General features: G+C 61.5%; 26 protein-coding genes. 12 read left to right on the top strand and 14 right to left on the bottom strand.

Annotated features, from left to right (window positions below):
- Positions 1 to 116 precede the first annotated feature (116 nt).
- On the bottom strand, positions 117 to 1,193 hold the full coding sequence (mtnA, locus tag U5A08_RS08730) for an S-methyl-5-thioribose-1-phosphate isomerase (protein WP_321851198.1): 1,077 nt from the start codon (positions 1,191 to 1,193) through the stop codon (positions 117 to 119).
- A gap of 109 nt (positions 1,194 to 1,302) precedes the next feature.
- Between mtnA and U5A08_RS08725 the strand changes: the two genes are divergently transcribed.
- From U5A08_RS08725 to U5A08_RS08710, 4 genes are all read left to right on the top strand, one after another.
- Entirely contained in the window at positions 1,303 to 2,634 is a 1,332-nt protein-coding gene (locus tag U5A08_RS08725; RefSeq protein ID WP_321851197.1) for a TRZ/ATZ family hydrolase, read from the top strand.
- A 62-nt stretch (positions 2,635 to 2,696) separates the two neighbouring features.
- Entirely contained in the window at positions 2,697 to 3,395 is a 699-nt protein-coding gene (gene ubiG / locus U5A08_RS08720; RefSeq protein WP_321851196.1) for a bifunctional 2-polyprenyl-6-hydroxyphenol methylase/3-demethylubiquinol 3-O-methyltransferase UbiG, read from the top strand.
- A gap of 4 nt (positions 3,396 to 3,399) precedes the next feature.
- Positions 3,400 to 4,071: an N-acetylmuramic acid 6-phosphate phosphatase MupP gene (gene mupP / locus U5A08_RS08715; protein ID WP_253394199.1), complete on the top strand. Its 672-nt coding sequence runs from the start codon at positions 3,400 to 3,402 to the stop codon at positions 4,069 to 4,071.
- A gap of 187 nt (positions 4,072 to 4,258) precedes the next feature.
- Complete coding sequence (locus U5A08_RS08710; protein ID WP_247405686.1) at positions 4,259 to 4,999, top strand: YciK family oxidoreductase; 741 nt, start codon at positions 4,259 to 4,261, stop codon at positions 4,997 to 4,999.
- Positions 5,000 to 5,129: 130 nt separating this feature from the next.
- Here U5A08_RS08710 and U5A08_RS08705 read toward each other — a convergent pair whose 3' ends face one another.
- Genes U5A08_RS08705 through U5A08_RS08680 form a run of 6 tightly spaced genes read right to left on the bottom strand, consistent with a single transcriptional unit; the run spans position 5,130 to position 11,309 of the window.
- On the bottom strand, positions 5,130 to 6,644 hold the full coding sequence (locus U5A08_RS08705) for an ABC transporter substrate-binding protein (protein WP_321851194.1): 1,515 nt from the start codon (positions 6,642 to 6,644) through the stop codon (positions 5,130 to 5,132).
- Between the two features lie 15 nt (positions 6,645 to 6,659).
- The gene (locus tag U5A08_RS08700; RefSeq protein WP_321851193.1) at positions 6,660 to 7,667 is read right to left on the bottom strand and encodes an ABC transporter ATP-binding protein; all 1,008 of its coding nucleotides are present in this window, start codon (positions 7,665 to 7,667) and stop codon (positions 6,660 to 6,662) included.
- Positions 7,664 to 8,620, bottom strand: coding sequence for an ABC transporter ATP-binding protein (locus U5A08_RS08695; RefSeq protein ID WP_253394193.1), 957 nt, complete (start codon positions 8,618 to 8,620; stop codon positions 7,664 to 7,666). Before U5A08_RS08695 ends, U5A08_RS08700 begins: the two co-directional genes overlap by 4 nt.
- On the bottom strand, positions 8,617 to 9,474 hold the full coding sequence (locus U5A08_RS08690) for an ABC transporter permease (protein WP_321851192.1): 858 nt from the start codon (positions 9,472 to 9,474) through the stop codon (positions 8,617 to 8,619). The genes U5A08_RS08695 and U5A08_RS08690 overlap by 4 nt, the downstream gene beginning before the upstream one ends.
- Positions 9,471 to 10,418 carry an ABC transporter permease gene (locus U5A08_RS08685; protein WP_321851191.1) on the bottom strand — a complete coding sequence of 316 codons (948 nt, stop codon included), beginning with the start codon at positions 10,416 to 10,418 and terminating at the stop codon, positions 9,471 to 9,473. Before U5A08_RS08685 ends, U5A08_RS08690 begins: the two co-directional genes overlap by 4 nt.
- Before the next feature lie 3 nt (positions 10,419 to 10,421).
- Entirely contained in the window at positions 10,422 to 11,309 is an 888-nt protein-coding gene (locus U5A08_RS08680; RefSeq protein WP_321851190.1) for a proline iminopeptidase-family hydrolase, read from the bottom strand.
- Positions 11,310 to 11,493: 184 nt separating this feature from the next.
- Here U5A08_RS08680 and U5A08_RS08675 point away from each other — a divergent pair, with 184 nt between their 5' ends.
- Complete coding sequence (locus tag U5A08_RS08675) at positions 11,494 to 12,258, top strand: LuxR family transcriptional regulator (RefSeq protein ID WP_253394185.1); 765 nt, start codon at positions 11,494 to 11,496, stop codon at positions 12,256 to 12,258.
- 92 nt (positions 12,259 to 12,350) lie between these two features.
- Positions 12,351 to 13,283 carry a proline iminopeptidase-family hydrolase gene (locus U5A08_RS08670; RefSeq protein WP_253394183.1) on the top strand — a complete coding sequence of 311 codons (933 nt, stop codon included), beginning with the start codon at positions 12,351 to 12,353 and terminating at the stop codon, positions 13,281 to 13,283.
- Positions 13,284 to 13,321: 38 nt separating this feature from the next.
- Here U5A08_RS08670 and U5A08_RS08665 read toward each other — a convergent pair whose 3' ends face one another.
- The 3 genes from U5A08_RS08665 to punC all read right to left on the bottom strand — a co-directional run bounded on the left by U5A08_RS08665 (position 13,322) and on the right by punC (position 16,312).
- Positions 13,322 to 14,824 (bottom strand): nucleobase:cation symporter-2 family protein, encoded by a 1,503-nt coding sequence (locus U5A08_RS08665; RefSeq protein WP_253394181.1) that lies wholly within the window; start codon positions 14,822 to 14,824, stop codon positions 13,322 to 13,324.
- 106 nt (positions 14,825 to 14,930) lie between these two features.
- Entirely contained in the window at positions 14,931 to 15,062 is a 132-nt protein-coding gene (locus tag U5A08_RS08660; protein ID WP_321851187.1) for a hypothetical protein, read from the bottom strand.
- A gap of 65 nt (positions 15,063 to 15,127) precedes the next feature.
- The gene (gene punC, locus U5A08_RS08655; protein WP_253394177.1) at positions 15,128 to 16,312 is read right to left on the bottom strand and encodes a purine nucleoside transporter PunC; all 1,185 of its coding nucleotides are present in this window, start codon (positions 16,310 to 16,312) and stop codon (positions 15,128 to 15,130) included.
- 122 nt (positions 16,313 to 16,434) lie between these two features.
- On the opposite strand from punC, the gene punR reads away from it, so the two are divergent.
- The gene (gene punR / locus U5A08_RS08650; RefSeq protein WP_247395832.1) at positions 16,435 to 17,349 is read left to right on the top strand and encodes a DNA-binding transcriptional activator PunR; all 915 of its coding nucleotides are present in this window, start codon (positions 16,435 to 16,437) and stop codon (positions 17,347 to 17,349) included.
- Between the two features lie 118 nt (positions 17,350 to 17,467).
- On the opposite strand, the gene U5A08_RS08645 is transcribed toward punR, so the two are convergent.
- Positions 17,468 to 18,637 carry an aspartate aminotransferase family protein gene (locus U5A08_RS08645; protein ID WP_321851185.1) on the bottom strand — a complete coding sequence of 390 codons (1,170 nt, stop codon included), beginning with the start codon at positions 18,635 to 18,637 and terminating at the stop codon, positions 17,468 to 17,470.
- A 103-nt stretch (positions 18,638 to 18,740) separates the two neighbouring features.
- On the opposite strand from U5A08_RS08645, the gene U5A08_RS08640 reads away from it, so the two are divergent.
- Complete coding sequence (locus U5A08_RS08640) at positions 18,741 to 19,646, top strand: LysR family transcriptional regulator (RefSeq protein WP_253394173.1); 906 nt, start codon at positions 18,741 to 18,743, stop codon at positions 19,644 to 19,646.
- Here the strand turns inward: U5A08_RS08640 and U5A08_RS08635 are convergent.
- Both U5A08_RS08635 and fabV read right to left on the bottom strand, forming a co-directional pair.
- On the bottom strand, positions 19,643 to 20,266 hold the full coding sequence (locus U5A08_RS08635; RefSeq protein WP_321851183.1) for an HAD family hydrolase: 624 nt from the start codon (positions 20,264 to 20,266) through the stop codon (positions 19,643 to 19,645). The two genes, U5A08_RS08640 and U5A08_RS08635, sit on opposite strands and share 4 nt — an antisense overlap.
- Positions 20,267 to 20,442: 176 nt before the next feature.
- Positions 20,443 to 21,636 (bottom strand): enoyl-ACP reductase FabV, encoded by a 1,194-nt coding sequence (gene fabV / locus U5A08_RS08630; RefSeq protein WP_046384297.1) that lies wholly within the window; start codon positions 21,634 to 21,636, stop codon positions 20,443 to 20,445.
- A gap of 320 nt (positions 21,637 to 21,956) precedes the next feature.
- Between fabV and U5A08_RS08625 the strand changes: the two genes are divergently transcribed.
- From U5A08_RS08625 to U5A08_RS08610, 4 genes are all read left to right on the top strand, one after another.
- Entirely contained in the window at positions 21,957 to 22,781 is an 825-nt protein-coding gene (locus U5A08_RS08625) for an aspartyl/asparaginyl beta-hydroxylase domain-containing protein (protein WP_253394170.1), read from the top strand.
- A gap of 148 nt (positions 22,782 to 22,929) precedes the next feature.
- Positions 22,930 to 24,303, top strand: coding sequence for a nucleotide 5'-monophosphate nucleosidase PpnN (gene ppnN / locus U5A08_RS08620; RefSeq protein ID WP_253394168.1), 1,374 nt, complete (start codon positions 22,930 to 22,932; stop codon positions 24,301 to 24,303).
- 112 nt (positions 24,304 to 24,415) lie between these two features.
- On the top strand, positions 24,416 to 24,730 hold the full coding sequence (locus U5A08_RS08615) for an AbrB/MazE/SpoVT family DNA-binding domain-containing protein (RefSeq protein WP_321851182.1): 315 nt from the start codon (positions 24,416 to 24,418) through the stop codon (positions 24,728 to 24,730).
- Positions 24,727 to 25,122 carry a type II toxin-antitoxin system VapC family toxin gene (locus U5A08_RS08610; protein WP_253394166.1) on the top strand — a complete coding sequence of 132 codons (396 nt, stop codon included), beginning with the start codon at positions 24,727 to 24,729 and terminating at the stop codon, positions 25,120 to 25,122. The genes U5A08_RS08615 and U5A08_RS08610 overlap by 4 nt, the downstream gene beginning before the upstream one ends.
- 7 nt (positions 25,123 to 25,129) lie before the next feature.
- On the opposite strand, the gene U5A08_RS08605 is transcribed toward U5A08_RS08610, so the two are convergent.
- A complete protein-coding gene (locus tag U5A08_RS08605) occupies positions 25,130 to 25,459 on the bottom strand; it encodes a hypothetical protein (RefSeq protein ID WP_253394164.1) in 330 nt (109 codons plus the stop codon).
- Positions 25,460 to 25,623: the final 164 nt, after the last annotated feature.

Raw genomic sequence — 25,623 nt, 5'->3', positions numbered from 1 at the left:
CTATGGCCTTTTAAGGCTGATCGGGGGCAAGCCCCCTCCCACATTTTGACTGTGTTCACAGGTCGAGTGTGGGAGGAGGCTTGCCCCCGATAGCAATCTGGCAGGCACCAACGCCCTCAATGCAGCCGCTTACGGCACATCAACTGGGCGATTTTGGAGGCGTCCGGCCGTTCGACAATGCCCTTTTCAGTCACGATCACGTCGATCAAGTCGGCCGGGGTCACGTCAAATACCGGGTTGAAGGCTTTCACATCGGCGGCGAAGCGCTGGCCGGCGACTTCCAGCAACTCGCCCGCATCGCGCTCTTCCAGGGCCACGTCGTCGCCCGCAGCCATCATCAGGTCCAGGGTCGAACTCGGCGCCACCACCATGAAACGCACACCATGGTGCATGGCGCACACCGCCAATTGATAGGTGCCGATCTTGCCGATCACATCACCATTGGCCGCAATGCAGTCGGCGCCGACGATCACCCAGGTCACGCCCTTGGTCTTGAGGATGTGCGCGCCCGCCGAGTCGGCGTTGACCGTGACGGGGATGCCGTCGCCCGCCAGCTCCCAGGCGGTCAGCCGCGAACCTTGCAGCCAGGGCCGGGTTTCGTTGGCGTAGACCTGCTCGACCAATCCCTCCAGAAAGGCAGCTCGAATCACCCCGAGGGCCGTACCGAACCCTCCCGTCGCCAGGGCGCCTGCGTTGCCGTGGGTCAGGATCGCCTGAGCATTGCCCTGGTGCTTGCGAATCCGCTCGACGCCCAACTGGGCCATGACGAGGTTGGCTTCGCGGTCGCTTTCATGGATCGCAATCGCTTCGGCTTCCAGCACAGCCAGCGGATTGGCGTGTTTCTTGAGGCGGTCCAGGCGGTCGCGCATGCGTTTGAGGGCCCAGAACAGGTTCGCAGCGGTCGGGCGAGTATCGGCCAGAAGTGCGTAGTCTTCTTCCCATGCGGCCTGCCAGTCGCCGCCTTCGGCGATCCGCTCGCGGGCAGCGAGTACCAGGCCGTAGGCGGCGCTGATGCCGATGGCCGAGGCGCCGCGCACGACCATCGAACGAATCGCCGTGGCCACCTCATCGGCCGTGGTGCAGGTCACCCAGCTTTCCCGGGACGGCAAAACACGCTGGTCGAGCAGGTGCAGTGCGCCATCGCGCCAATCGATGGCCTTCACTTTCTCCGCAGCCAACAGTCGATCGCGCATCCCTCACCCCGCACTCATGAACAAAAGCCGCCGATTATAGCGATCCGCCAGCCAGGACGCTCGGGTATACTTCGCCCTTCTTTTATAGCTGCCCGGGAAGAAGCCTGCGATGACCTCCACTGCCGCCCCGCTCGACTTATTGCTACTGCCGACGTGGCTGGTACCTGTCGAACCCGCCGGCGTGGTGCTCAAGGAGCATGGCCTGGGCATCCGCGATGGGCGCATTGCCTTTATCGGCCCACGGGCCGCGGCATTGAAACTTTCCGCCGGCGAAGTGCGCGAGCTGCCGGGCATGCTGCTCAGCCCCGGCCTGATCAACGCCCATGGCCACGCGGCGATGAGCCTGTTTCGCGGAATGGCCGATGACCTGCCGCTGATGACCTGGCTGGAAAAGCACATCTGGCCCGCGGAGGCCAAGTGGGTCGATGAAGCCTTCGTGCGCGACGGCACCGACCTGGCCATCGCCGAACAGCTCAAGGGTGGCATTACCTGCTTCTCGGACATGTACTTCTACCCCAAGATTGCCAGTGACTGCGTCCACAACAGCGGGATGCGCGCGCAGATCGCGATTCCGATCCTCGACTTCCCGATTCCCGGCGCCGGCACCGCCGATGAGGCGATTCGCCAGGGCATCGAGCTGTTCGGCGACCTCAAGCATCACCCGCGCATCAAGATCACCTTCGGCCCCCACGCGCCCTACACCGTGAGCGATGCCAACCTGGAAAAGATCCGGGTGATCGCCGAGGAGCTGGACGCCGCGATCCATATGCATGTGCACGAAACCGCGCTTGAGGTACAACAGGCTGTCGAGCGGACCGGCGAACGCCCGCTGGCGCGCCTCGGTCGCCTCGGCCTGCTGGGTCCACGCTTCCAGGCCGTTCACATGACCCAAATCAGCGAGGACGACCTGGCTTTGCTGGTAGAAAGCAACACCAGCGTCATCCATTGCCCGGAATCGAACCTGAAACTGGCTTGTGGCTTCTGCCCGGTGGAGCGTCTGTGGCAGGCTGGCGTCAATGTGGCCATCGGCACCGACGGCGCCGCCAGCAATAATGACCTCGACCTGCTGGGCGAAACCCGCACCGCGGCGATGCTGGCCAAGGCCGTCGCCGGCTCGGCTACCGCCCTGGATGCCCACCGCGCCTTGCGCATGGCGACCCTCAACGGTGCCCGTGCCATGGGCCAGGAAAGCGAGATTGGCTCGTTGGAGGTCGGTAAAGCGGCCGATATCGTCGCCTTTGATCTTTCAGGGTTGGCGCAACAACCGATCTACGATCCGGTCTCACAGCTTATATATGCCACCGGACGCGATTGCGTGAAACACCTTTGGGTCGCCGGCAAGCAGTTGCTCGACAACCGGCAATTGACCCGCATGGATGAACCACAGTTGACCGCCATGGCCATTGCCTGGGGCCAGCGCATCAGCGGGCACCGCGAATAACGCCGGTCCTGAACCCGTGTTCAGGGCCGACAAACCGATTTATCAGATTTAGAGGAACCACCATGAGCAACGTCGACCACGCCGAAATCGCCAAATTCGAAGCCCTGGCCCACCGCTGGTGGGACCGCGAAAGCGAGTTCAAACCCCTGCACGACATCAACCCGCTGCGGGTCAACTGGATTGACGAGCGCATCAACCTGGCCGGCAAGAAGGTGCTGGACGTCGGTTGCGGCGGCGGTATTCTCAGCGAAGCCATGGCTCAGCGCGGCGCTACCGTGATGGGCATCGACATGGGCGAAGCGCCGTTGGCCGTGGCCCAGTTGCATCAGCTGGAATCCGGGGTGAATGTCGAATACCGCCAGATCACCGCCGAAGCCCTGGCCGAGGAAATGCCCGAGCAGTTCGACGTGATCACCTGCCTGGAAATGCTCGAACACGTGCCGGACCCGTCCTCGGTGATCCGCGCTTGCTTCCGCATGGTCAAGCCCGGCGGCCAGGTGTTCTTCTCCACCATCAACCGCAACCCCAAGGCCTACCTGTTCGCGATCATCGGCGCCGAATACATCATGAAGCTGCTGCCGCGCGGCACCCACGACTTCAAGAAATTCATCCGCCCTTCCGAGCTGGGCGCCTGGAGCCGTCAGGCTGGGCTGAGCGTCAAGGACATCATCGGCCTGACCTACAACCCGCTGACCAAGCACTACAAGCTAGCCAGCGACGTCGACGTCAACTACATGATCCAGACCCTGCGCGAGGAGTAAGCCTGTGAAGTTGCGAGCGGTTCTCTTCGACATGGACGGTACCCTGCTGGACACCGCGCCGGACTTTATCGCCATCTGCCAGGCCATGCGCGCCGACCGCAACCTGGCACCGATCAACGACCAGCATATCCGCGATGAAATCTCCGGCGGCGCACGGGCGATGGTCGCTGTGACGTTCTCGATGGACCCCGAATCCCCAGGTTTTGAAGAACTGCGACTGGAGTTCCTAGAACGCTACCTCAAGGGCTGCGCGATCCACAGCACGTTGTTCGACGGCATGGCCGAGCTGCTGGAAGACATCGAAAAGTCCAAGCTGATCTGGGGCGTGGTCACCAACAAACCGCTGCGCTTTGCCGAGCCGATCATGCAGCAGTTAGGCCTGGCCGAGCGCTCGGCACTGCTGATCTGCCCGGACCATGTGACACACAGCAAGCCGCACCCGGAGCCGCTGATCCTGGCGTGCCAGATGCTCAACCTGGACCCGGCCAGCGTGCTGTTCGTCGGCGATGACCTGCGCGACATCGAGTCCGGCCGCGACGCCGGCACCCGCACGGCGGCGGTCACCTATGGCTACATCCACCCGGACGACAACCCGCGTCACTGGGGCGCGGATGTGGTGGTGGACCACCCGCTGGAATTGCGCAAGGTGCTGGATAACGCGCTGTGCAGTTGCTGATGGTTTACCGGTTTTGCTGACCTATGAAGATCCAATGTGGGAGGGAGCTTGCTCCCGATTGCGGTGGTTCAGTCAATGAATGTGTTGAATGACACACCGCAATCGGGGGCAAGCCCCCTCCCACATTGGATCTTCACTGCGCTCAAGATTGGGGTTTGCAACCTACTGAATTTTGTCGAGGCTATTTATGTTTGATTACTCTGCACGTCCCGAACTGCTCAAAGACCGCGTCATCCTGGTGACCGGTGCCGGTCGCGGGATTGGCGCGGCGGCGGCGAAAACCTATGCCGCCCATGGCGCAACCGTGCTGTTGCTGGGCAAGACCGAAGCCAACCTGGCCCAGGTGTACGACGAGATCGAAGCCGCCGGCCACCCGCAACCGGTGGTGATCCCGTTCAACCTGGAGACTGCCCTGCCCCATCAGTACGATGAGCTGGCGGCGATGATCGAAAAGGAATTCGGCCACCTCGACGGCCTGCTGCACAACGCCTCGATCATCGGCCCACGCACGCCGATCGAGCAGTTGTCCGGTGAGAACTTCATGCGGGTGATGCACATCAACGTCAACGCGATGTTCATGCTGACCAGCACGCTGTTGCCGCTGCTCAAGCTGTCCCAGGACGCCTCGGTGGTGTTCACTTCCAGCAGCGTCGGGCGCAAGGGCCGGGCGTATTGGGGGGCCTATGGCGTGTCGAAATTCGCCACCGAAGGCCTGATGCAAACCCTGGCCGACGAGCTCGACACCGTTGCGCCGGTACGGGCCAACAGCATCAACCCCGGCGCCACGCGCACCAGCATGCGGGCCCAGGCCTATCCGGGGGAAAACCCGGCCGACAACCCGGCGCCGGAAGACATCATGCCGGTGTACTTGTACCTGATGGGGCCGGACAGTACCGGGATCAATGGACAGGCGTTTGACGCGCAGTAACCGCTGACACAACCTGAACAAAATGTGGGAGGGGGCTTGCCCCCGATAGCAGGGTGTCAGTCACTGTATGTGTGACTGACCCACCGCTATCGGGGGCAAGCCCCCTCCCACATTTATTTAGCAGTGTTCTTTAGTTTTTCACCACTTCCTCGAGGGTGAAACGGCCCAGTGGGTTTTGCAGGAAGTTGCTCACATTCTTGCGTGAGATGTTGATGTATGGGCTGTAGTACAGGTCGATCCAGTTCACATCCTGTTTCGCCAGTTTCTGCAGTTCGACATACATCTGCTCACGCTTGGCCGGGTCGGCCTCGATGCGCGCCGCCGTCACCAACGCCTTGACCTTGTCGTTCTTGTAGCGGGTCATGTAGTTCTGGTTGGTGTCGTGGCCCAGTACGAAGGTGGTCTTCTGGTCCGGGTCGAGGATGTCGTTGGTCCAGTACATCACCGAAATATCGTACTCACCGTCCACCAGCATCTGCCAGCTTTGGGTCGGGTCGACTTTCTGCAGGTTGGCCGTCACGCCGACCTTGGCCAACTGGTCCTTGATGATCACCGCGATCTGCTCGTCGGCTTCGTTGCCAGCGTTGACCACGTAGTTCAGCTTCAAGTCCTTGGCACCGGCATCGGCCAGCAGTTTCTTCGCGGCGGTCGGGTCATACGGGCGTTGCAGGTTGTTGGCGTAGTGGTACAGCGAGCCTTTGGGGATGTAGGAATAGGCCACGGTGCCTTGACCGTAAGTGGCCGTCTTCACCAGCGATTGTTTATCGATGGCCATGTCCAGCGCCTGGCGAACTTCCGGTTTGGCCAGCAGGCCGTGCCCATGGTTGATCAGCAGGTGATCTTCGCGGGTGGACGGGTCGGAATGGATCACCACGTTTTTGTCTTTTTTCAGCTCTTCAACCCGTGAGAACGGTACGAAGATCGCCGTATCCAGTTCGTTGTTCTGCACCATGCGCATGCGCGTGTTGTCGTCGGTCACCGAGACCCACTCCACGCCATCCAGGCTGACGTTTTTGGCCTGCCAGAAGTTCGGGTTTTTCTTCAGGATCACCCGATCGCCCTTGCGCCATTCGTCCACGGTGAACGCCCCGGAGGTCACCGGGTTTTGCGCGTAGGCGTCTTCGCCCATTTTGGTCATGGCTTTTTCCGACAGGATCGACACCGTCGGCGACGCCAGTTGCGAGAGGAAGGCGACCGCCGGGGTCTTCAGCGTCACCACCAGGGTTTGCGGATCGGCGGCCTTGGCCGTGTCGATCAGGCTGAATGGGTCGCTCCACAGCGAGGCCTTGTTGTCGCGGATGCGCAACAGGCTGAACGCCGCATCCTCTGCCGTGATCGGCGTGCCATCCGAGAACTTCGCCGCACGTAGCTTGAAGGTGTAGGTCAGGCCGTCCTTGGAAATCTCCCAGTTTTCTGCCAGCCCCGGTTCCATCTTGGTGCCCAGGTTATCCACGCGTACCAGGGTGTCGTAGACGTTGGCGAATACCCAGGTGTCGCGGTTTTGCGCGCTTTTGATCGGGTCGAACGTGGTGCTGTCTTCACGGCAACCGATGGTGAGGACACCGGCGGCCTGGGCAAGACCGGCGGTCAGCGACCAGGCGGTCAATGTCGCGGCGGCGAGCAACTTCAAGTGGCGTGATTGCATGTCATAACTCCTTGTTTATAACGGCGGTTGTTCAAGAATGGCAGGGGTGGGCTGAAGCAAAGGTTCTTCAAGCACGCAACTGTACCGATGCTCGTGCAGGAAACGAGTAGGCGGCAATACCACGGAACACATGGCTTGGGCATACCGGCAACGCGGGTGAAACGCACAGCCTGTAGGCAAGTTCAGCGGGCTCGGTGGCTCGCCGGGTAACGGCTCTGTGGGCAACGGCCGATGCGGATCGATCTCGGGAATCGCCTGGATCAGCGCCGCCGTATACGGATGACGCGGTGAGGTGAAGACCGCTTCCACCGGCCCCTCCTCGACGATCTTGCCCAGGTACATCACCGCTACCCGGTCGCACAGGCGGCGCACGATGGCCAGGTCATGGGCGATAAACAGGATCGCCAGGTTCATGCGCTGTTGCAGTTCCAGCAACAGGTTGATGATCTGGCCCTGGATCGATACATCCAGGGCCGCCACGCACTCATCGGCAATGATCAAGCGCGGTTCCACCGCCAGCGCCCGGGCGATACCGACCCGCTGGCACTGGCCGCCGCTGAGGGAGCCGGGCTTGCGAGCGGCCAATTCAGGGCGCAGGCCGACCAGCTCGAGTAACTCGTCGACACGCCGCGCGATCTGCTGCGGCGCGACTTTGCGCTGTACCCGTAACACTTCGGCAAGGGTTTCGCCGACCGTGTGGCGTGGGTTCAGCGCGGCATACGGGTCCTGGAAGATCATCGCGGTTTCATGGCGCAGGCGGGCGATGTCGATGGCGCTGCCGTGTGCCATGTCGATGCCGTCGAACAGCACCTGCCCGGCGCTGATCGGGTTGAGGTGCAGAATCGCCCGGCCAAGGCTGCTTTTGCCGCTGCCGGATTCGCCCACCAGGCCCAGGGTCTCGCCCGCCGCGAGGTTCAGCGACACTCCGTTGACCGCCCTCACCCACTGCTTGTTGAGGCCGAACATGCCGCTGCCGGACGCGGCAAACCGCACTTCCAGGTCCTTGATCTGCAACAGGCTCATGGGCGACCTCCCAACGGATAGTGACAGGCCACCCGCGCACCTTGCGGCAACACTTCGGTACATAGGCTGCCGACCTGCGGACAACGCGGGTGGAAGCGGCACCCGGCGGGCAACGCATCCAGCAATGGCGGCTGACCCGCGATGGTGCGCAGCAAAGCGTGGCCGGTGCTGTGGGCCGGCTGGCAGTCGATCAGGCCCGCGGTGTACGGGTGCCGGGGATGGGCGAGCAGCTCGTATTTACTGGCGTGCTCGCACAGGCGCCCGGCGTACATCACCGCGATGGTGTCGCAGGTTTGCGCCACCACGCCGAGGTCGTGGGTGATCATGATGATCGACAGGCCGCGCTGGTCGCGCAGATCGAGCAACAGCCGCAGGATTTGCGCCTGCACAGTCACATCGAGGGCCGTGGTGGGTTCGTCGGCAATCAGCACCCTCGGGTTGCAGCCCAATGCCACGGCGATCATGGCGCGCTGGCGCATGCCGCCGGAAAACTCGTGGGGGTAGTTGTCGACCCGTGCCTGGGGATCGGGAATACCCACTTGGCGCAACACCTCGATGGCTTGCCGGCGCGCGTCTTTTTTCGACGCGCCTTGATGCAGGCGGATGCCCTCGGCGATCTGCTCGCCGATGCGCATCAGCGGGTCGAGGTGGCTGCTGGGGTTCTGGAAAATCATGCCCAATTGCCCGCCGCGTACCGCGCGCATGCCCGCGTCGTCCAGTTGCAGCAAGTCCTGGCCGGCCAGGCACACCGCACCGCCCTGCACGCGCAGGTTGGGCGACGGCAATAGACGTATCAGCCCGCGACAGGCCATGGTCTTGCCCGAACCGCTTTCGCCCACCAGGCCGAGGATTTCGCCTTCGGCCAAGTCGAAGGAGACGCGGTCGACCAGGGTCACCTCGCGCCCGGCATTGTTGGCAATCACGCTCAGGTCGCGCACTTGAAGCAGGCTCATGCGCGCTCTCCCAGCACTTGCGCCACGCCATCGGCGAGCAGGCTGAAGCCCATCGCCAAGGTCACGATGGCCAGGCCCGGGAAAGTGCAGATCCACCAGGCGGTGGTAATAAAGGCTTGCCCTTCGGCGACCATCGTCCCCCACTCGGCGGTCGGCGGTTGCACGCCCAGGCCCAGGTAACTCACGGCCGCGCCATTGAGCAGCACCAGCACCGCGTCAGACATGGAAAACACAATCGAGCCAAACATCGCATTCGGCAACAAATGCCGAAACAGAATGCGCCCGTGACCAAAGCCGAGGCTTTTCGCCGCCAGGGCGAAGTCACTTTCCTTGAGCACCAGGATCTGCGAGCGGATCAACCGCGCATACGACACCCAGCCCACCAGCGCCATGGCGATATAGAAACTCTTCAAGCCCGGACCGAGGATGGCCATGATTGCCAGCATCAACACCAGGAACGGGAACGCCAGGATCACGTCGATGATGCGCATGCAGACGCTGTCGAAACGCCCGCCGATATAGCCGGAGACCGCGCCGATAACGGTGCCGAGCATGAACGGGAAGATCACCCCGATAATCGCCAATTGCAGGTCGATGCGTGCGCCCCAGATCACCCGCGAGAGAATGTCGCGACCGTAATTATCCGTACCGAAGGGATGGCCCAGGCTCGGCCCGAGCAAACTGATATCGGTGTTCTGCGCAATCGGGTCGAACGGCGCGATCCATGGCGCAAACAGAGCCAGGCCTAGCCACGTCAACAGAATCAGCAAGCCCCACGCGGCGGTCAGCCGACCGTCGCGAAAGCCAAAGCGCAGACGCAGACGCCATGGGGCGATCAATGGACGGCTGCTCATTGCATCTTCACCCGCGGGTCGAGGGCGACGGTCACCACATCCGCCACAAAGTTGACCAGCACCGTCGCACAGGCCAGCACCATGGCCACGCCCTGCACCACCATGTAGTCGCGGGTAAAGATGCCGCGCACCAGCAACTGGCCGATGCCGGGAATGGCAAACAGGCTTTCGATGACCACCGTGCCGCTGATCAGCCAACCGATATTCACCGCCAGCAGGTTGACCGCCGGCACCAGGGCATTGGGCAGCACATGCCGACGAAACACCGCCGCTTCCGACAACCCGCGCGCCCGGGCGGCGGTGACAGGGTCCGCCTGCAACTCCATCAACATGCTCGCCCGCAGGTTGCGCACCAGCACCGCCGACAGGGCCAGGGCGATGGTCAGGCACGGCAGGACCATATGGTGCGCCTTGTCCAGCCAAGTGCGACCGTAACCGGACACCGGAAACAGGCCCCATTGCACACTGAACAGCAGGATCAGCATCAACCCCAGCCAAAATGCCGGCATGCCCAGGCCGACGGTGGTGAACACGCGGATCAGGTTGTCCGCCCAACCGCCTTTGCGACGCGCCGCGACGGTGGCCAGCGGCACTGCAATCAGCAGCGCCAACAGCACACTGCCGAGCACCAGCACCAGGGTCGGCTCGATACGGGTGACGATCAGCTTCAACGCATCGACCTTGTACAGCAGCGATTGGCCGAGGTCGCCCTTGAGCAGGTTTTTCAGGAAGTAAAAATATTGCAGCCACAGGGGCTGGTCGAGCCCGAACTGTGCGCGGATCTTCAGTAACGCATCCGGCGTGCTGCGCGAGCCGAGCAGCGCGCGCGCCGGGTCACCGGGAATCGAGCGCACCAGCACGAAGGTGATCAGGCTGATGCCAAACAGCACCGGCAGCAATTGCAGCGGCCGGGACAGCACGAAACGGTAGCGCGCCAGGTTCATCCGTCAGCCTCGGTGACGCGCGAGGAAGTCCAGCAGTACCGGGAAGTACGCCTGGGGCTCTTCATAAAATGGCATATGACTGCTGTTGGGGAACACCTGCAATTCGGCGTGCCGGGCGGCCAGTTTCATGCGCAGGGCGCAGGCTGGGGTGAGTTCGTCGTGCTGGCCGGTGGTGATCAGCATCGGCATCTTGAACTCAGCCATCTCGGCGATGCGGTTCCAGTCCTTGAGGTTGCCGATATACAGAAATTCGTTGGGGCCCTGCATGGTTGCGTAGGGGCCCATGTTCCAGTCGTCGAGGGAGCGCCGGAGCGGCGCCGGCCATTCGTCCAGGCGGCACACATGGCGATAGGTGAGCAAGGTGATCGCGGCCTGGTACTGCGGGTGATCCAGGGTGCCCATGGCTTCATGGCGCTGCATCATCGCCACGGTTTCGCTGCCGAGGGCGCCGCGCAGGCGTTCGAGTTCCCGGGAGAGGTGCGGAATGTCGCCGACGGTGTTTTCCAGGATCAGGCTTTTCAGCGCATCGGGGTAATGGATGGCGTATTCGATGCCCAGCCAGCCGCCCCAGGAATGCCCGAGCAAATGCACGCGGCCCAGGCCCAGGGTTTGGCGCACGGTTTCGACTTCTTCGACATAACGGCCGATTTCCCACAGGGAAACATCGGTCGGTCTGGCTGAAGCACCGGTGCCAAGCTGGTCGAATGCAACCACTCGCAGGTCATGCTCTTTGAGCCAGCCATGGGCGTCGCGCAAGTAGTCACACGGCAGCCCCGGCCCGCCGTTGAGGCACAACAGCACCTCATCGCCTTCGCCAAAGCTGTAGACCACGAGGTCATGGCCATCGACTTGCACGGTGTACTGCTGGTCGGGGGCTATTTCACGCCACATGCATACGTTCCTTGTGTGGTATCGGCCTGGCGGGTTGCGGCCGCTTATGAGGCCATAAGCTACCGAGGATGCCGTGCATCCATAACCTAGTATTTCTTATAGGTTTGGCCTGGCAGTCCTTCGCCGGGGCGTGGCATTCTACTTGCAGCAAGTCGAGATTCATATGAATTCGGGAGCAGAACGGATGCTGGCCAAGCTAACTGCCTTCAATCACCGTCTCATGCCGGGCAGGAGCCTGGATGAGCAGATGGACAATACGTTTATCCTCGCCCAACAGCTGGGTTTCGATGCGCTGGTGTATGACTATTCGCCGGTGCCCATCGACCTCAACGGTGCGTTGATCACACCTTCTGTGCTGCAACTGCGCAACACCCCTTCCGATTGGCACGCCTTATGGTGCAGCGAAGGGTTTTACCAGATCGATCCGGTGCAGCACCTGGCCTTGAGCACGGTGTCGCCGTTTGTCTGGTCCTACGAGGCCAAGGCGCAAACCGCGCTGCAGAAGATCATGGACCCGTGCCACGCCCCCGTCTCGTCTTACCTGCATGATCAGCAACTGACCTGCGGCGTCAGCGTGCCGATTCACCTGCCCCGGGGCGGCTTCGCATCGTTGACCGGCTTGCGCACCGGCAAGGCGCACACGGTGCTGGAGGATGCGCAGCAAACCTTGTCGGATTTCAACCTGATTTCCCATGCATTGCAGGAAGCGGCCTACCCGTTGTTCAGCAATGAACTACGCACCTACCCGCATATCCGTCTGACCAAACGCGAGCGCGAGTGCCTGAAATGGGCCGCCGACGGCCTGACCGCCGCCGAAATCGCCACGCAGTTGAGCCGCTCACTGGCGGTAGTCACCCTGCATCTCGCCTCAGCGATGCACAAACTGGGGGCGAAAAATCGCGTACAGGCCGTGGTGCGCGCCACCCATTATCGCTTGCTGGAGGGTTGACCCTCGGCAAAACCTAGCTGTTTTGCTAGTTACCTAAACGTTCTGTGCCGATTATCGTGTCCCTGATCCTTTTTTTCAAAGCAGGGTACGAAATGGAATTCATCGAGAAAATCCGCGAAGGGTACGCGCCCTTCGGCCCCTATCAGACCTGGTACCGCATCACCGGCGACCTGACCTCCGGCCGTACACCGTTGGTAATCATCCACGGCGGTCCCGGCTGCACCCATGACTATGTCGACGCCTTCAAGGACGTTGCCGCCAGTGGCCATGCTGTCATCCACTACGACCAACTGGGCAACGGCCGCTCCACGCACTTGCCCGACAAAGACCCGTCCTTCTGGACTGTCAGCCTGTTCCTCGACGAACTGAACAACCTGCTGGACCACCTGCAAATCAGCCAGAACTACGCAATTCTCGGGCAATCCTGGGGCGGCATGCTCGGCAGCGAACATGCGATTCTGCAACCCAAGGGCCTGCGTGCGTTTATCCCGGCCAACTCGCCCACCTGCATGCGCACCTGGGTCAGCGAAGCCAACCGCCTGCGTCAGCTGTTGCCCGAAGGCGTGCATGAAACCCTGCTCAAACATGAAGCCGCCGGCACCTACCAAGACCCGGAATATCTCGCCGCCTCGCGAATTTTCTACGACCAGCACGTCTGCCGGGTCAACCCATGGCCAGACGAGGTCGCGCGCACTTTCGCCCAGGTCGATGCAGACCCGACCGTGTACCACGCCATGAGCGGCCCGACCGAGTTCCATGTGATCGGCAGTTTGAAGGACTGGAACGTGATTGGCCGTCTGTCGGCGATCAAGGTGCCGACCCTGGTGATCTCCGGCCGGCATGACGAAGCCACACCGTTGGTGGTCAAGCCGTTCCTGGATGAAATCGCGGATGTGCGCTGGGCGCTGTTTGAAGACTCCAGCCACATGCCCCATGTGGAAGAACGCCAGGCGTGCATGGGGACCGTGGTGAAGTTTTTGGACGAGGCGTGTTCTGTGCCGCACAAAGCCCTTAAGGCTGGCTGAGGTCCACTGTGGGAGCGGGTTTGCTCGCTCCCACCCATTCAGGCTTCGCTGGTCTCGGCCTTCGGCGCTTTTTTCGACACCTCGGCCAGCAGCGGAATCTCCTTCCCTTCGGCATCAAACAGCTTGCCACCCCTGAAGTAATCGCCTTCGCGCAAGACTGCCACGTCCTGGAAACACAGGCTGCGCTCAGTCCCCGCCACAAACACCGACTGCTGGTCCGAGTTGCCGGCAGTGAAGTGATTGAACGTCAGGTTCAGCAGAATCGCCATGATCGCCGAGGAACTGATGCCCGAATGAAAAATGGTCGCGAACCAGCCAGGAAAGTGATCATAGAAATTCGGCGCGGCAATGGGGATCATGCCGAAACCGATCGAGGTGGCAACGATGATCAGGTTCATGTTGTTGCGGTAATCCACCTTGGACAAGGTGCGAATACCGCTGGCCGCCACGGTGCCGAACAATACAATCCCGGCACCGCCCAATACCGAGGTCGGCACTGCCGCAATCACCCGCCCCATAAACGGCAGCAGGCCGAGGATGACCAGGAACACCCCGCCCGTCGCGACCACAAACCGACTTTTCACCCCGGTAACCGCGACCAGGCCGACGTTCTGGGCGAACGCGCTCTGGGTAAACGAACCAAAAATCGGCGCAAACATGCTCGACAGCATGTCGGCACGCAAGCCGTTACCCAGGCGTTTGGAGTCGACTTTGGTGTCGATGATCTCGCCCACGGCCAGGATGTCCGCCGAGGTCTCCACCAGCGTCACCATCACCACAATGCACATGGAAATGATCGCCGCCACATGGAAGGTCGGCACGCCGAAATGAAAGGGCGCAGGGAAGCCGAACATCGGCCCCTGGCTCACGCCGGAAAAGTCCGCCATGCCGAGGAACACCGCAATCACGGTGCCGATCACCATCGCCAACAGGATTGATAACCGCGAGATCGCCGCGCTGCCGATTTTGCTCAGCAACAACACCAGCACCAGCGTCAGCGCGGCCAGGCCGACATTCGCCATGCTGCCGAAATCCGCCGCGTGGCTGTTGCCGCCCATGGCCCAGCGCGCGGCCACCGGCATCAGGGTCAGGCCGATGGTCGTGATCACAATGCCGGTCACCAACGGCGGGAAAAACCGGGTGATCCGCGAGAACACCGGCGTGATCAGTAGCCCGATAAACGACGCAGCCATCACCGCCCCGAGAATCGCCGGCACCCCACCGGCGCCATCACTGCCGACAATCGCCACCATCGTCGCCACTCCGGAAAACGACACGCCCTGCACCAGCGGCAACTGACAGCCAAAGAACGGCAGGCCAAGGGTTTGCAACAGCGTGGCCAGACCACCGGCAAACAGCGACGCGGCGATCAACAGGCCAATATCCGCCGGCGACAACCCGGCCGCCTGGCCAATAATCAACGGCACGGCAACGATGCCGCCATACATAGTGAGCACATGCTGCAGGCCGTAAGCCATGTTGGCGGCGACGCCGAGATTCTCATCTTCGGGCCGTTGCGGTGACGCCTTCGGGATAGTCATGGTGAGCGGGTCTCTGTTTTTGTTGTGGGGCCACTGTATGCAATACCTGGACTATATGTCCATAGAGCTGTATACAATCACCCGAACAAGATCCCATCCCACGGTGTTACAAAATCGCCAATCGCACGTCGACGACCACGCTGAATAGGGCAGTGACGTTCCAGGGCGTATCGCTCAAGACGCGGAAGAAACCGCAATCACGCGTTGGCGTGCCTGCGATGCAGACAACGCGGCGCATCAGGTTCACCGAGCCGATACCAGCGCAGGCAAGCCAGTTCCCACATGTTGGAATGCATTGCCAACTCAAGCGTTTTCCAGCTGCGAATGATCGGTTTTCGGCCGCGCCAGCCAATACCCCAGCACCGCCAGCGGTGCGGTCGCCAGCATCACAATCACGGTGATCAGCAGCGGCTGCTCGAGCATCGACGACACCAACAGGCTGCTGAGAAAACACAGGCCCAGTTGCAGGGTGTTTTGCAGCGCCGCCGCCTTGCCGGAGTTTTCCGCAAACGGCATCAGCGCATTCGCCACCACGATGGGGTAACTGGCACCGTTGACCAGGGCCATCAGGCAGAACGGAATCAGCAAGGTGGTCAGGGTCGGCACGCTCAAGGTGGCGACCAGGTACAACGCAAGCATGCTGATGCAGTAGGCCACCAGCAGCCAGGGCAACAACGTCTTGCCCTGGAACCGCTGCAAAGCGCTGCGGCAACTGTAGCCACCGATCAGGAACGCGAGGGTCGGCAGCACATAACTCAGGCCAATGTCATTCGGGCTGTAGCCCATGTCGCCAAGGATGAACGGCGAGGCGGTCAACCAGGCGAAGAAACTGGCGGAGCAGGCGGCAAAGATCATGACGTTGCCGGTGAACACGCGCGAGCCGAGCAACTGCCCATAACCGAGGCGCGTAGGTTCGCCCTCCTCCGCCAGCCGTTTCGGCGCAGTGCGCAGGAATAGAGTCGGCAGCAGCAACAGCAGCGACACGCCCAGCAACACCGCGAAAATCGCCTGCCAACCAAAGTGATTCAACACCATGGCCCCCAGCAGCGGCGCCAGGGCCGGCGATAACGACATCAGCGGCATGATGCTGGCAAACACGCGGTGAGCCTTATCGGCCGGGTAACGGTCAATCACCAGCGCCTGCCAGCTCACAGCGGCGGAACACACGCCAATCGCCTGGATAAAGCGCAGTGCCAGCAACTGCGCTGCGGTCTCGACCCAGAACATGCCGATGCAACCCAGCACGAACAGGCTCAGGCCCGTGAGCAGGATCGGTTTGCGCCCCAGTCGGTCAGACAACGGCCCCCACAACAACTGCCCCACGGCAAAGCCGGCGAGGAAAATACTCAAGCTGGCGCCCACTGCACCCGCGCCGATGTGTAATTGCTCGCCCATGGCGCCGAACGCCGGCAAGTACATGTCCATGGCGAGATAACCAAGCATGCTCAGCCCCGCCAGGTACCAGGTGAAACCAAAAGAATTTTTCATTGAAGCCTTGTAGATCTTGCCATCAAACAATTTGCTGACTACTGCCCATTATGAAGCTGACAATTTCTCTGTGAAGCGATAATAATTGGACACTTCTATCAATTAATTTGAAGGCAGCCGCCATGTGGTCCGAATACTCCCTGGATGTGGTCGATGCGGTCGCACGCCATGGCAGCTTCAGCGCCGCCGCCCAGGAATTGCACCGAGTACCGTCAGCCATCAGCTACACGGTGCGTCAGCTGGAAGAATGGCTGGCCGTGCCCCTATTTGTGCGGCGCCATCGTGACGTAGAGCTCACTCCCGCCGGCCGTCTATTTATAGACGAAGCCCGCAGTGTGATGAAAACCATGCTCGGCACACGGCGCCTGTGCCAGCAAGTGGCCAATGGCTGGAGCGGCCAGTTGAAGGTCGCAGTGGACTCCATCGTCAAGCCGCAGCGCTGCCGGCAGTTGGTGCTGGATTTCTATCGGCAGTTCCCTGACGTGGAATTGCTGCTGGAGTACGAGGTGTACAACGGCGTGTGGGACGCCCTCGCCGATGAGCGCACCGACATCGTGATCGGCGCCACCAGCGCGGTGCCGGTGGCGAGTCACTTCACGTTTCGCGATATGGGCCTGTTGAACTGGTTGTGTGTGGTCAGCGCGAAACACCCGCTGGCGGCGCTGGACGGTTTGCTCAGTGACGATCAACTGCGCCCGTTCGCGTCCCTGTGCATGACCGACACCTCGCGCAACCTGCCCAAGCGCGATACCTGGACCCTGGATAACCAGCGCCGGCTGGTGGTGCCGAACTGGGCTTCGGCCATTGACTGCCTGCGCGACGGTCTGTGCGTCGGCATGGCGCCGGCGCATCAGGTGTTGCCGTGGATCGAACGCGGTGAGCTGGTCGCGCTGCAACTGCGCCGGCCGTTCCCGGCCAGCCCGTCATGCGTGGCCTGGGCGCAGAACAAACTGTCCCCGGCGATGAGTTGGTTGCTGGAATACCTGGGGGATAGCGAGACGATGAACCAAGAGTGGTTGAATGGGAGTGACCTCTGAAGATCAGCGGAATCCCCTGTAGGAGGGTGCTTACCCCCGATGGCGGTGTGTCAGTTGCAGATTGCTCGACTGATACACCGCCATCGGGGGCAAGCACCCTCCCACAAGGGATCTCATTTCAATCCAGCAAGCGGGTGATGGCCCGCACGATCATCTCCACTTCCTTGGCCTCCAGGGTCAGCGGTGGCAGCAGGCGGATCACCTTGCCCCGGGTCACGTTGATCAGCAGCCCATGCTCCTGGGCGGCGCGCAGGGCCAGGTCGCGACACGGGCTTGCCAGTTCGATGCCGATCATCAAGCCTTTGCCGCGAATCGCCAGGACCTGCGGGTGCTCCTCCAACTCCACCCGTAAGCGCGCCAACAAGCGCTCGCCCTGTTGCGCGGCGTTCTGCAGCAGGCCTTGCTCTTCAATGATCTCCAGCACGGTGCAACCCACCCGGCAGGCCAATGGGTTACCGCCGAACGTGCTGCCGTGGCTGCCCGGAGTGAACAAGTCGGCCGCCACGTTCCTGGCCAGGCAGGCGCCGATGGGCACGCCGTTGCCGAGGCCTTTGGCCAGGGTCATCACGTCCGGCACGATGCCCTCGTGCTGGAAGGCAAACCAGGCGCCGGTGCGGCCGATGCCGGTCTGGATTTCATCGAGCATCATCAGCCAACCGTGGCGCGTGCAGTGAGCGCGCAGGGCTTTCAGGTAGCCGGCTGGCGCCATCTGCACCCCGCTTTCGCCCTGGATCGGTTCCAGCAAGACCGCCGCGATGCGCGTGCCGAACGCATGCGTGATCGCCTCCAGCGCCGCCAGGTCGCCAAAGCCGACCTTGAGAAAATCCCCCGGCAAGCGCTGGAACCCCAAGCGGACCGAAGGCCCGTCGCTGGCCGCCATGGTGCCCAATGTGCGGCCGTGGAAAGCGTTCTCCATCACCACCACCAACGGCGCCTCGATGCCCTTTTTCCAGCCGTGCAACCGCGCCAGTTTTAGCGCGGTCTCGTTGGCCTCGGCGCCGGAGTTGTTGAAGAACGCGCGATCCAGCCCGGACAGTTGGGTCAGACGCTGGGCCAAGCGTTGTTGCCAATCGATGCTGTAGAGGTTGGAGGTGTGCAACAGCAACCCGGCTTGTTCGCTGATGGCTGTCACCAGTTTCGGATGGGAGTGTCCGACATTGGTCACGGCCACGCCTGCCACGGCGTCCAGGTATTCGCGGCCCTGCTGGTCCCACAAGCGCGTGCCCAGGCCACGCACAAAGCTCAAGGCCAAGGGTTGGTAAGTGCTCATCAGGCAAGCGGCGGTCATGGTGGCAAGCTCCAGTGCTGGGTTGGGATGGGTCCAGTATCGTTAGCCACCCAAGCTGGATAAACTGTGCTTTCCTGCAATGACTTTAAACCAGGGCTTGATAATGGATCTGTTCCAGGCGATGTCGGTGTATGTGAAAGTGGTCGAGACCGGCAGCATGACAGCCGCGGCCCATGCCAGTGGGATGTCGACCACCATGGTCGGCAACCATTTGCGCGCCCTGGAGCAACGCCTGGGGGTCAGCCTGCTCAAGCGCACCACGCGCAAGCAAAGCCTCACCGAATTCGGCGGGCAGTATTACCAGCGCTGCCTGGAAGTGCTGGGGCTGGTGGCTGACTCCGAGCAATTGGCCGAACAGGCCCACAGCGACGTGCCCAAGGGCACCCTGCGCATCACCGCCCCGCCCGCCTTCGGCACCGAACGCCTGGCGCCGGCCTTGAGCGAATTTTCCCAACGTTACCCGCTGATCAAGTTGTACGTGGTGCTCAGCAATCAACGCATGGACCTGGTCGACAGCGGCTTCGACGTGGCCATCCGCCTGGGCGAGCTGGAACCCTCAAGCCTGATCGCCCGGCCCCTGCAGGACTACACCATCACCCTGTGCGCCGCGCCGGACTACCTGGCGCGACGCGGCACGCCGCAAACGCCGGAAGATCTGCAACAACACGACTGCCTGGCATTCGCCTACCCCTCCAGCGACGATTGGCGTAACGCCGACAAACTGTGGCGCATGAGCGGCGCGGACGGCGAAGTGGAGATCCCCGTGTCCGGCTCGCTGACCATCAACAGCTCGCAAGCCCTGCGCCAGGCGGCGGTGCAAGGCATGGGCATCGTCATGCTGCCCGATGCCCTGGTGCAGCCCGACCTGCAGAGCGGAAAGCTGGAGGCATTACTGACCCGTTATCAACTGCCCAGCCGCCCCATGCATCTGCTGTACGGCCAGGATCGTTACCGCCTGCCTAAACTGCGGGCTTTCGTGGATTTTGCCCTGGAGAAATGGGCGCGCTAAAAGCCCACGCCCAATTCACGCAGTCGCTCAGCGGTACGCTCGGCACAAACGTGGTGAATGCCTTGCCAGCCCAGGGCAATGGCCGCGTCGATGTTGCCCGCGACATCATCGATAAACACCACTTCGCCAGGCTGGATATCCGGCAGGTGAGCGCGCACCTGGCCGAGGCTGGCGTGATAAATCGCTGCGTCGGGCTTGATCAGCTTCAACTCGCCGGAAACCACAATGTCGCGAAAACACTGCAGGAACGGGTAGTTGGCCCGCGCATAAGGGAACGTCTCGGCCGACCAGTTGGTGAGCCCGAACAGCGGCATGTCGGCTTGATGCAGCGCCTTGAGAATAGTCACGCCCTCCGGCAATGGCCCGCGCAGCATTTCATGCCAGCGGTCGTAGTAGGCCGTGATCAAGGTTTCGTGATGGGGGTATTGCGCGATGAGGCTGCGCGTCGCCTCGGCCAGGGTGCGCCCGGCGTCCTGCTCGGTGTTCCAGGCCTGGGTGCAGATGTTGTCGAGGAACCATTGCCGCTCCTCTTCATCGGCGATCAGCTTGCGGTACAGGTGCTGCGGGCTCCAATCGAACAGAACACCGCCAAAATCAAAAACGACTGCACGAATCGTCATCAGATCCTCCGTTAGCGTGAGTTGATAGCGGATGGAGTCTGGCAGATCGCGATGGCTTTACACACAACGAATGTGGGAGCGGGCCTGCTCGCGATGGCGGTTTGTCAGTGCCGGAAGTTTCGGCTGACCCACTGCAATCGCGGGCAAGCCCGCCCCCACATGTTTTTCGAACGTATTTAGGCTTGGACCAGACCGTTGATCTTCACGGTCGGATTCACGTCAGCCTCGTAGTCCACGCCGTCGATCTCAAAGCCGAACAAGCGCAGGAACTCAGCCTTGTAGCCGGCAAAATCGCTGATCTCGTTGACGTTGTCGTCGGTGACCTGGTTCCACAGCGCAGCCACGGCGTCCTGGACTTTCGGTTGCAGCTCGGCCAGGTCGGCACGCAGGCGGCCGTCGGCGTCGAGCTTCGGCTCGCGGCCGTACAGGCTGTCCTTGAACAGGCCATAGACCTGCTCGATGCAACCTTCGTGGGTGCCCTGCTCTTTCATCACTTTGAACAGCAACGACAGGTACAGCGGCATGATCGGGATCGCGGAGCTGGCCTGGGTGACCACAGCCTTGAGCACCGACACGCGGGCGTCGCCCTTCAGTGCGGCCAGGTTGTCGCGCAGGGTCAGGACTTTCTTGTCCAGGTCCTTCTTGGCTTCGCCGATGGAGCCGTTCCAGTAGATATCCTGGGTCAGCTTCTCGCCGAGGTAGGTGAACGCCGTGGTCTTGGCGCCTTCGGCCAACACGTCCGCCTCACGCAGGGCGTCGATCCACAGCTGCCAGTCTTCGCCGCCCATGACTTTCACGGTGCCGTCGATTTCTTCCTGGGTGGCCGGCTCAAGGGTGGTGTCGACGACAACGCCCTTGTCGGTGTTGATCCCGCGCAGGGTCACGGCCTTGCCGATCGGCTTGAGGGTGGAGTTATGCACCACGCCCTGCGGGTCGGTGCGGCGTGGCGCGGCCAGGCTGTAGACCACCAGGTCGATCTTGCCCAGGTCTTTCTTGATGGTCTCGATGGTCAGGCGCTTGATCTCGTCGGAGAACGCGTCGCCATTGATGCTCTTGGCGTACAGGCCTTTTTCGACGGCAAACTTCTCGAACGCGGCGCTGTTGTACCAGCCGGCGGAGCTCAGCTTGCCTTCTTCGCCTTCTTTCTCAAAAAACACGCCCAGGGTATCGGCGCCGCAGCCAAACGCGGCACTGATGCGCGCGGCCAGGCCATAACCGGTGGAAGCACCGAGGACCAGCACCTTTTTCGGGCCGCCTTCGATGACGCCGTGTTGAGTCACGTAGTCGATCTGTTCCTTGACGTTCGCTTCACAGCCAACAGGGTGAGCGGTCACACAGATAAAGCCACGAACCCGCGGTTTGATGATCATAAAATTTCTGCCTCTTCCAAGGTGCCGAAGGCCAATGGTGGCCATTCAACTTAATCGTACCGGTCTATGACGTCCAAAAAACCGAAGCGTCACGATAGTCGCAAATCTTCTGTTTACAAAATCCAATCCAACACTCGCTGCGCAAGCCGGGCCGTGGGTTAAAAACTGTGCCATCTCTTCACAATTTCGTAATATTTAAAGCGCCGATCCACCTGAGAACGCCTTATCATGATGGGATTGTTTCAATATGTTTCATAATCCCACCACTCGCAGCCACGGACCTGGACTTGTCGAATGGCGCCCAGCTGGAGCTGAGTTTCATGAACAAATCTGCCTTACGCAAAAAAGCCGTGTCGATCGCCTGGGCATTCGGCGTCCTGCTGATTATTTGCCTCTTCCCCCTGACCACTGCGGTGTTCCTCGGCCTGGTGCTGGTCTGCGGTGTCTATGACTTCCTGCGCAACGGTCTGTATGACGGCGACACGTTCAAGAAATATTTCATCGGCAGCGGCCGCAATACCTGGCTGCTGGCACCGTTCAACACCCTGTTCGACCTGTTGAGCAGCCGCAACCGCCACGTCTACACGATGCGCGACCTGCCGCCCGCCTGGCGTGAAGACCTGCAACAGGTGATCGACGACGCCATGGCCCACAAGGACGAGATCATCGGCTACCTGGACGAGCGCATGGCCGAGAAGAAACGCGGCATGTTGTTTTTCCAATGGTACGGCCGGCCGACCGAAACCACCCTGGATATCCCGGAGCTGCGCAAGAAGTTGCCGTTCGTGAAGACCATCGGCGTGTCGGTGTTCAACGAAAACCGCTCGACGTCCTTTCACTTCGGCCCTCTGCGCATGATGTTCCGGGTGCTCTACAACATGGCGCCGGCGCCCCACCACGAGGGTGTGTACATCCAAGTGGGCAAGCACAAGCATTACTGGCACGACGACCCGCTGTTTATCTTCGATGACACGCTGATGCATGCATCCTTCAACAAGAACGACGCCAAACGCTACTGCCTGTTCATTGATATCGTGCGGCCGACCATGTTGCCCTCCGTCCTCAATGCCGTGATCGCAGGTTTTGCCGGCGCGGTGTTCGCCCTGCGGCGGTTTTTCTACAAAAACTGGAAGCTGATTCAGTAGGTTCTGCGGCATGATGGTGCTGGACGGTGTTTGCGCCCTGCCCGCGAGGCGGCCAGAATAACCGTCTCGTGCGACCGAATTCGGCGCCCACCATTCTCAAGCCATCGCCCCCTGAAGGGCGCGGTGGCTGCGCTTTCAAGGAATCAGAATGCCCCAACGTCAAGTCATCAATGCCTCCGTCAGCCCCAAGGGCAGCCTCGAAACACTCTCCCAGCGTGAAGTCCAGCAACTGAGCGAAGCCGGCTCCGGCAGCATCTATACCCTGTTCCGCCAGTGCGCCCTGGCCATCCTCAACACGGGCGCGCACATCGACAACGCCAAGACCATCCTCGACGCCTATAAAGACTTTGAAGTGCGTATCCACCAGCAGGATCGCGGCGTGCGCCTGGAACTGCTGAACGCGCCGGCCGACGCCTTCGTCGATGGCGAAATGATCGCCAGTACCCGTGAAATGCTGTTCAGCGCGCTGCGCGACATCGTCTACACCGAGAACGAACTGGACAGCCAACGCATCGACCTGAGCAACTCCCAGGGCATCACCGACTACGTGTTCCATCTGTTGCGCAACGCCCGCACGCTGCGCCCGGGTGTCGAGCCGAAAATCGTGGTGTGCTGGGGTGGGCACTCGATCAACACTGAAGAATACAAATACACCAAGAAAGTCGGCCACGAACTGGGCCTGCGCAGCCTCGACGTCTGCACAGGCTGCGGCCCCGGCGTGATGAAAGGCCCGATGAAGGGCGCGACCATTTCCCACGCCAAGCAACGCATCAGCGGCGGGCGCTACCTGGGCCTGACCGAGCCGGGCATCATCGCCGCCGAAGCGCCGAACCCGATCGTCAATGAACTGGTGATCCTGCCGGACATCGAGAAGCGCCTGGAAGCCTTCGTGCGCGTCGGCCACGGCGTCATCATCTTCCCGGGCGGCGCCGGCACGGCGGAAGAGTTCCTCTACCTGCTCGGCATCCTGATGCACCCGGACAACCGCGACGTGCCCTTCCCGGTCATCCTCACCGGGCCAAAACACGCCGCGCCGTACCTGCAACAATTGCACGCATTCGTCGGCGCCACGCTGGGCGAAGCGGCGCAGGCGCACTACCAGATCATCATCGACGATCCGGCCGAAGTGGCCCGCCAGATGACCGCCGGGCTCAAGGCCGTGAAGCAGTTCCGCCGCGAGCGCAACGATGCGTTCCACTTCAACTGGCTGTTGAAGATCGATGAAGGCTTCCAGCGCCCGTTCGACCCGACCCACGAAAACATGGCCAGTCTGCAACTGAGTCACGCGCTGCCGCCCCATGAACTGGCGGCCAACCTGCGTCGCGCGTTCTCGGGGATCGTGGCGGGCAACGTCAAGGACAAGGGCATTCGCCTGATCGAACAGAACGGCCCTTACGAGATCCATGGCGACCCGGCCATCATGAAGCCACTGGATGAACTGCTCCAGGCGTTCGTCGCGCAGCACCGCATGAAGTTGCCGGGCGGCGCGGCGTATGTGCCGTGCTACCGCGTGGTGCAGTAAGTCAGCCCACACATGCTGTAGCGCTTTAACCTTGTGTTCAGGCTTGTCGGCGGGAAGCGTCGGGCTATCGTTTTTTACGAAGCCCGACTGACCCACACCCGAGGAGCGACCTATGGACCAACGGATCTTGTTCTCCCACACTCCTTACCCTAAGGTAAGGAGCATCACGCTGGAGACCTTCAACATGGCGACAGCCACGCTTACCTCAAAAGGACAAATCACCATCCCCGTCCAAGTCAGGACCGCCCTGGGCCTGGAAACGGGAGACCGGGTCGAATTCGTCGAAATGGAAGACGGCAAATTTTCCATTATTGCCGCGAGCAAAACCGTTCACGACCTCAAGGGCTTGATCCGCAAGCCTGCCCAGGCCATCTCCATCGAGGACATGAACCGCGCCATTGCGGCACAGGGAGCAAAAGCCCAATGATCGGCCTGGATACCAATGTGCTGGTGCGCTATGTCACCCAGGACGATCCGGTCCAATCCGCCAAGGCGTCCGAGCTGATCGAATCCCTCACCACCCTGTCGCCAGGCTTTGTCAGCCTGGTGTCGGTGGTGGAGTTGGTGTGGGTTTTACAAAGTTGCTATCAGTCAGCCAAGAGCGACGTGGTGACAGTGCTGGAAACGCTGCTGCGTACCCGTGAATTGATCATCGAGCATGCCGAGATCATCTGGCAGGCACTCCGGCGGTTCTCGGCAAACAAAGCCGATTTCGCCGACTGTTTGATCGCGCGCTGCGCCCACGCAGCCGGCTGCGAATACACCGCCACCTTTGACCTCGACGCAGCCAAGGCTGCGGGCATGAAGCGATTGGTCTGAGAGGGGTTCAGCGAACCCAGCCACCATGCTGCCAGTGGTAACCGTCATTTCGTTGCACCCAGTGCGGATGCACATAACGGTAGCCCTCGCGCACCGGCTCCCAATGGCCGTGTACGGCCACATAGCGTCCACCTTCCCAGCGCCAGTAACCGCGCGACCAAACATAACCTTCGCGCACCGCCGGCTCGACTTCGATCACTTGCATCGGCGGCGGTTGTGGCGCGACCACCTCCACATACTCACGCTCTAACGGTCGACGCGCATGCACGACGCGCTCTTGCACACACCCGGACGCCGCGACGACCATGACCACCAATGCTGCATAACGGAGCAACATACAAACCCCTCGGGCGCTAACGCCCAACACCTGTATCAGTAAAAAATCCCCCCTTGTTCCAGCCGCGCTCCTGCAAGGCCTGGGTACTTTTTAACAGGTGGTGTCTGTCGGGTTGCTGAACCTGCCGACAGTGCATCCCAAGGAACAGACGGAAGGCCGGGTCG

This window comes from Pseudomonas paraveronii, assembly GCF_963681955.1.
Classification (GTDB): Bacteria; Pseudomonadota; Gammaproteobacteria; order Pseudomonadales; family Pseudomonadaceae; genus Aquipseudomonas; species Aquipseudomonas paraveronii.
This window is presented reverse-complemented; position numbering and strand designations above follow the sequence as displayed.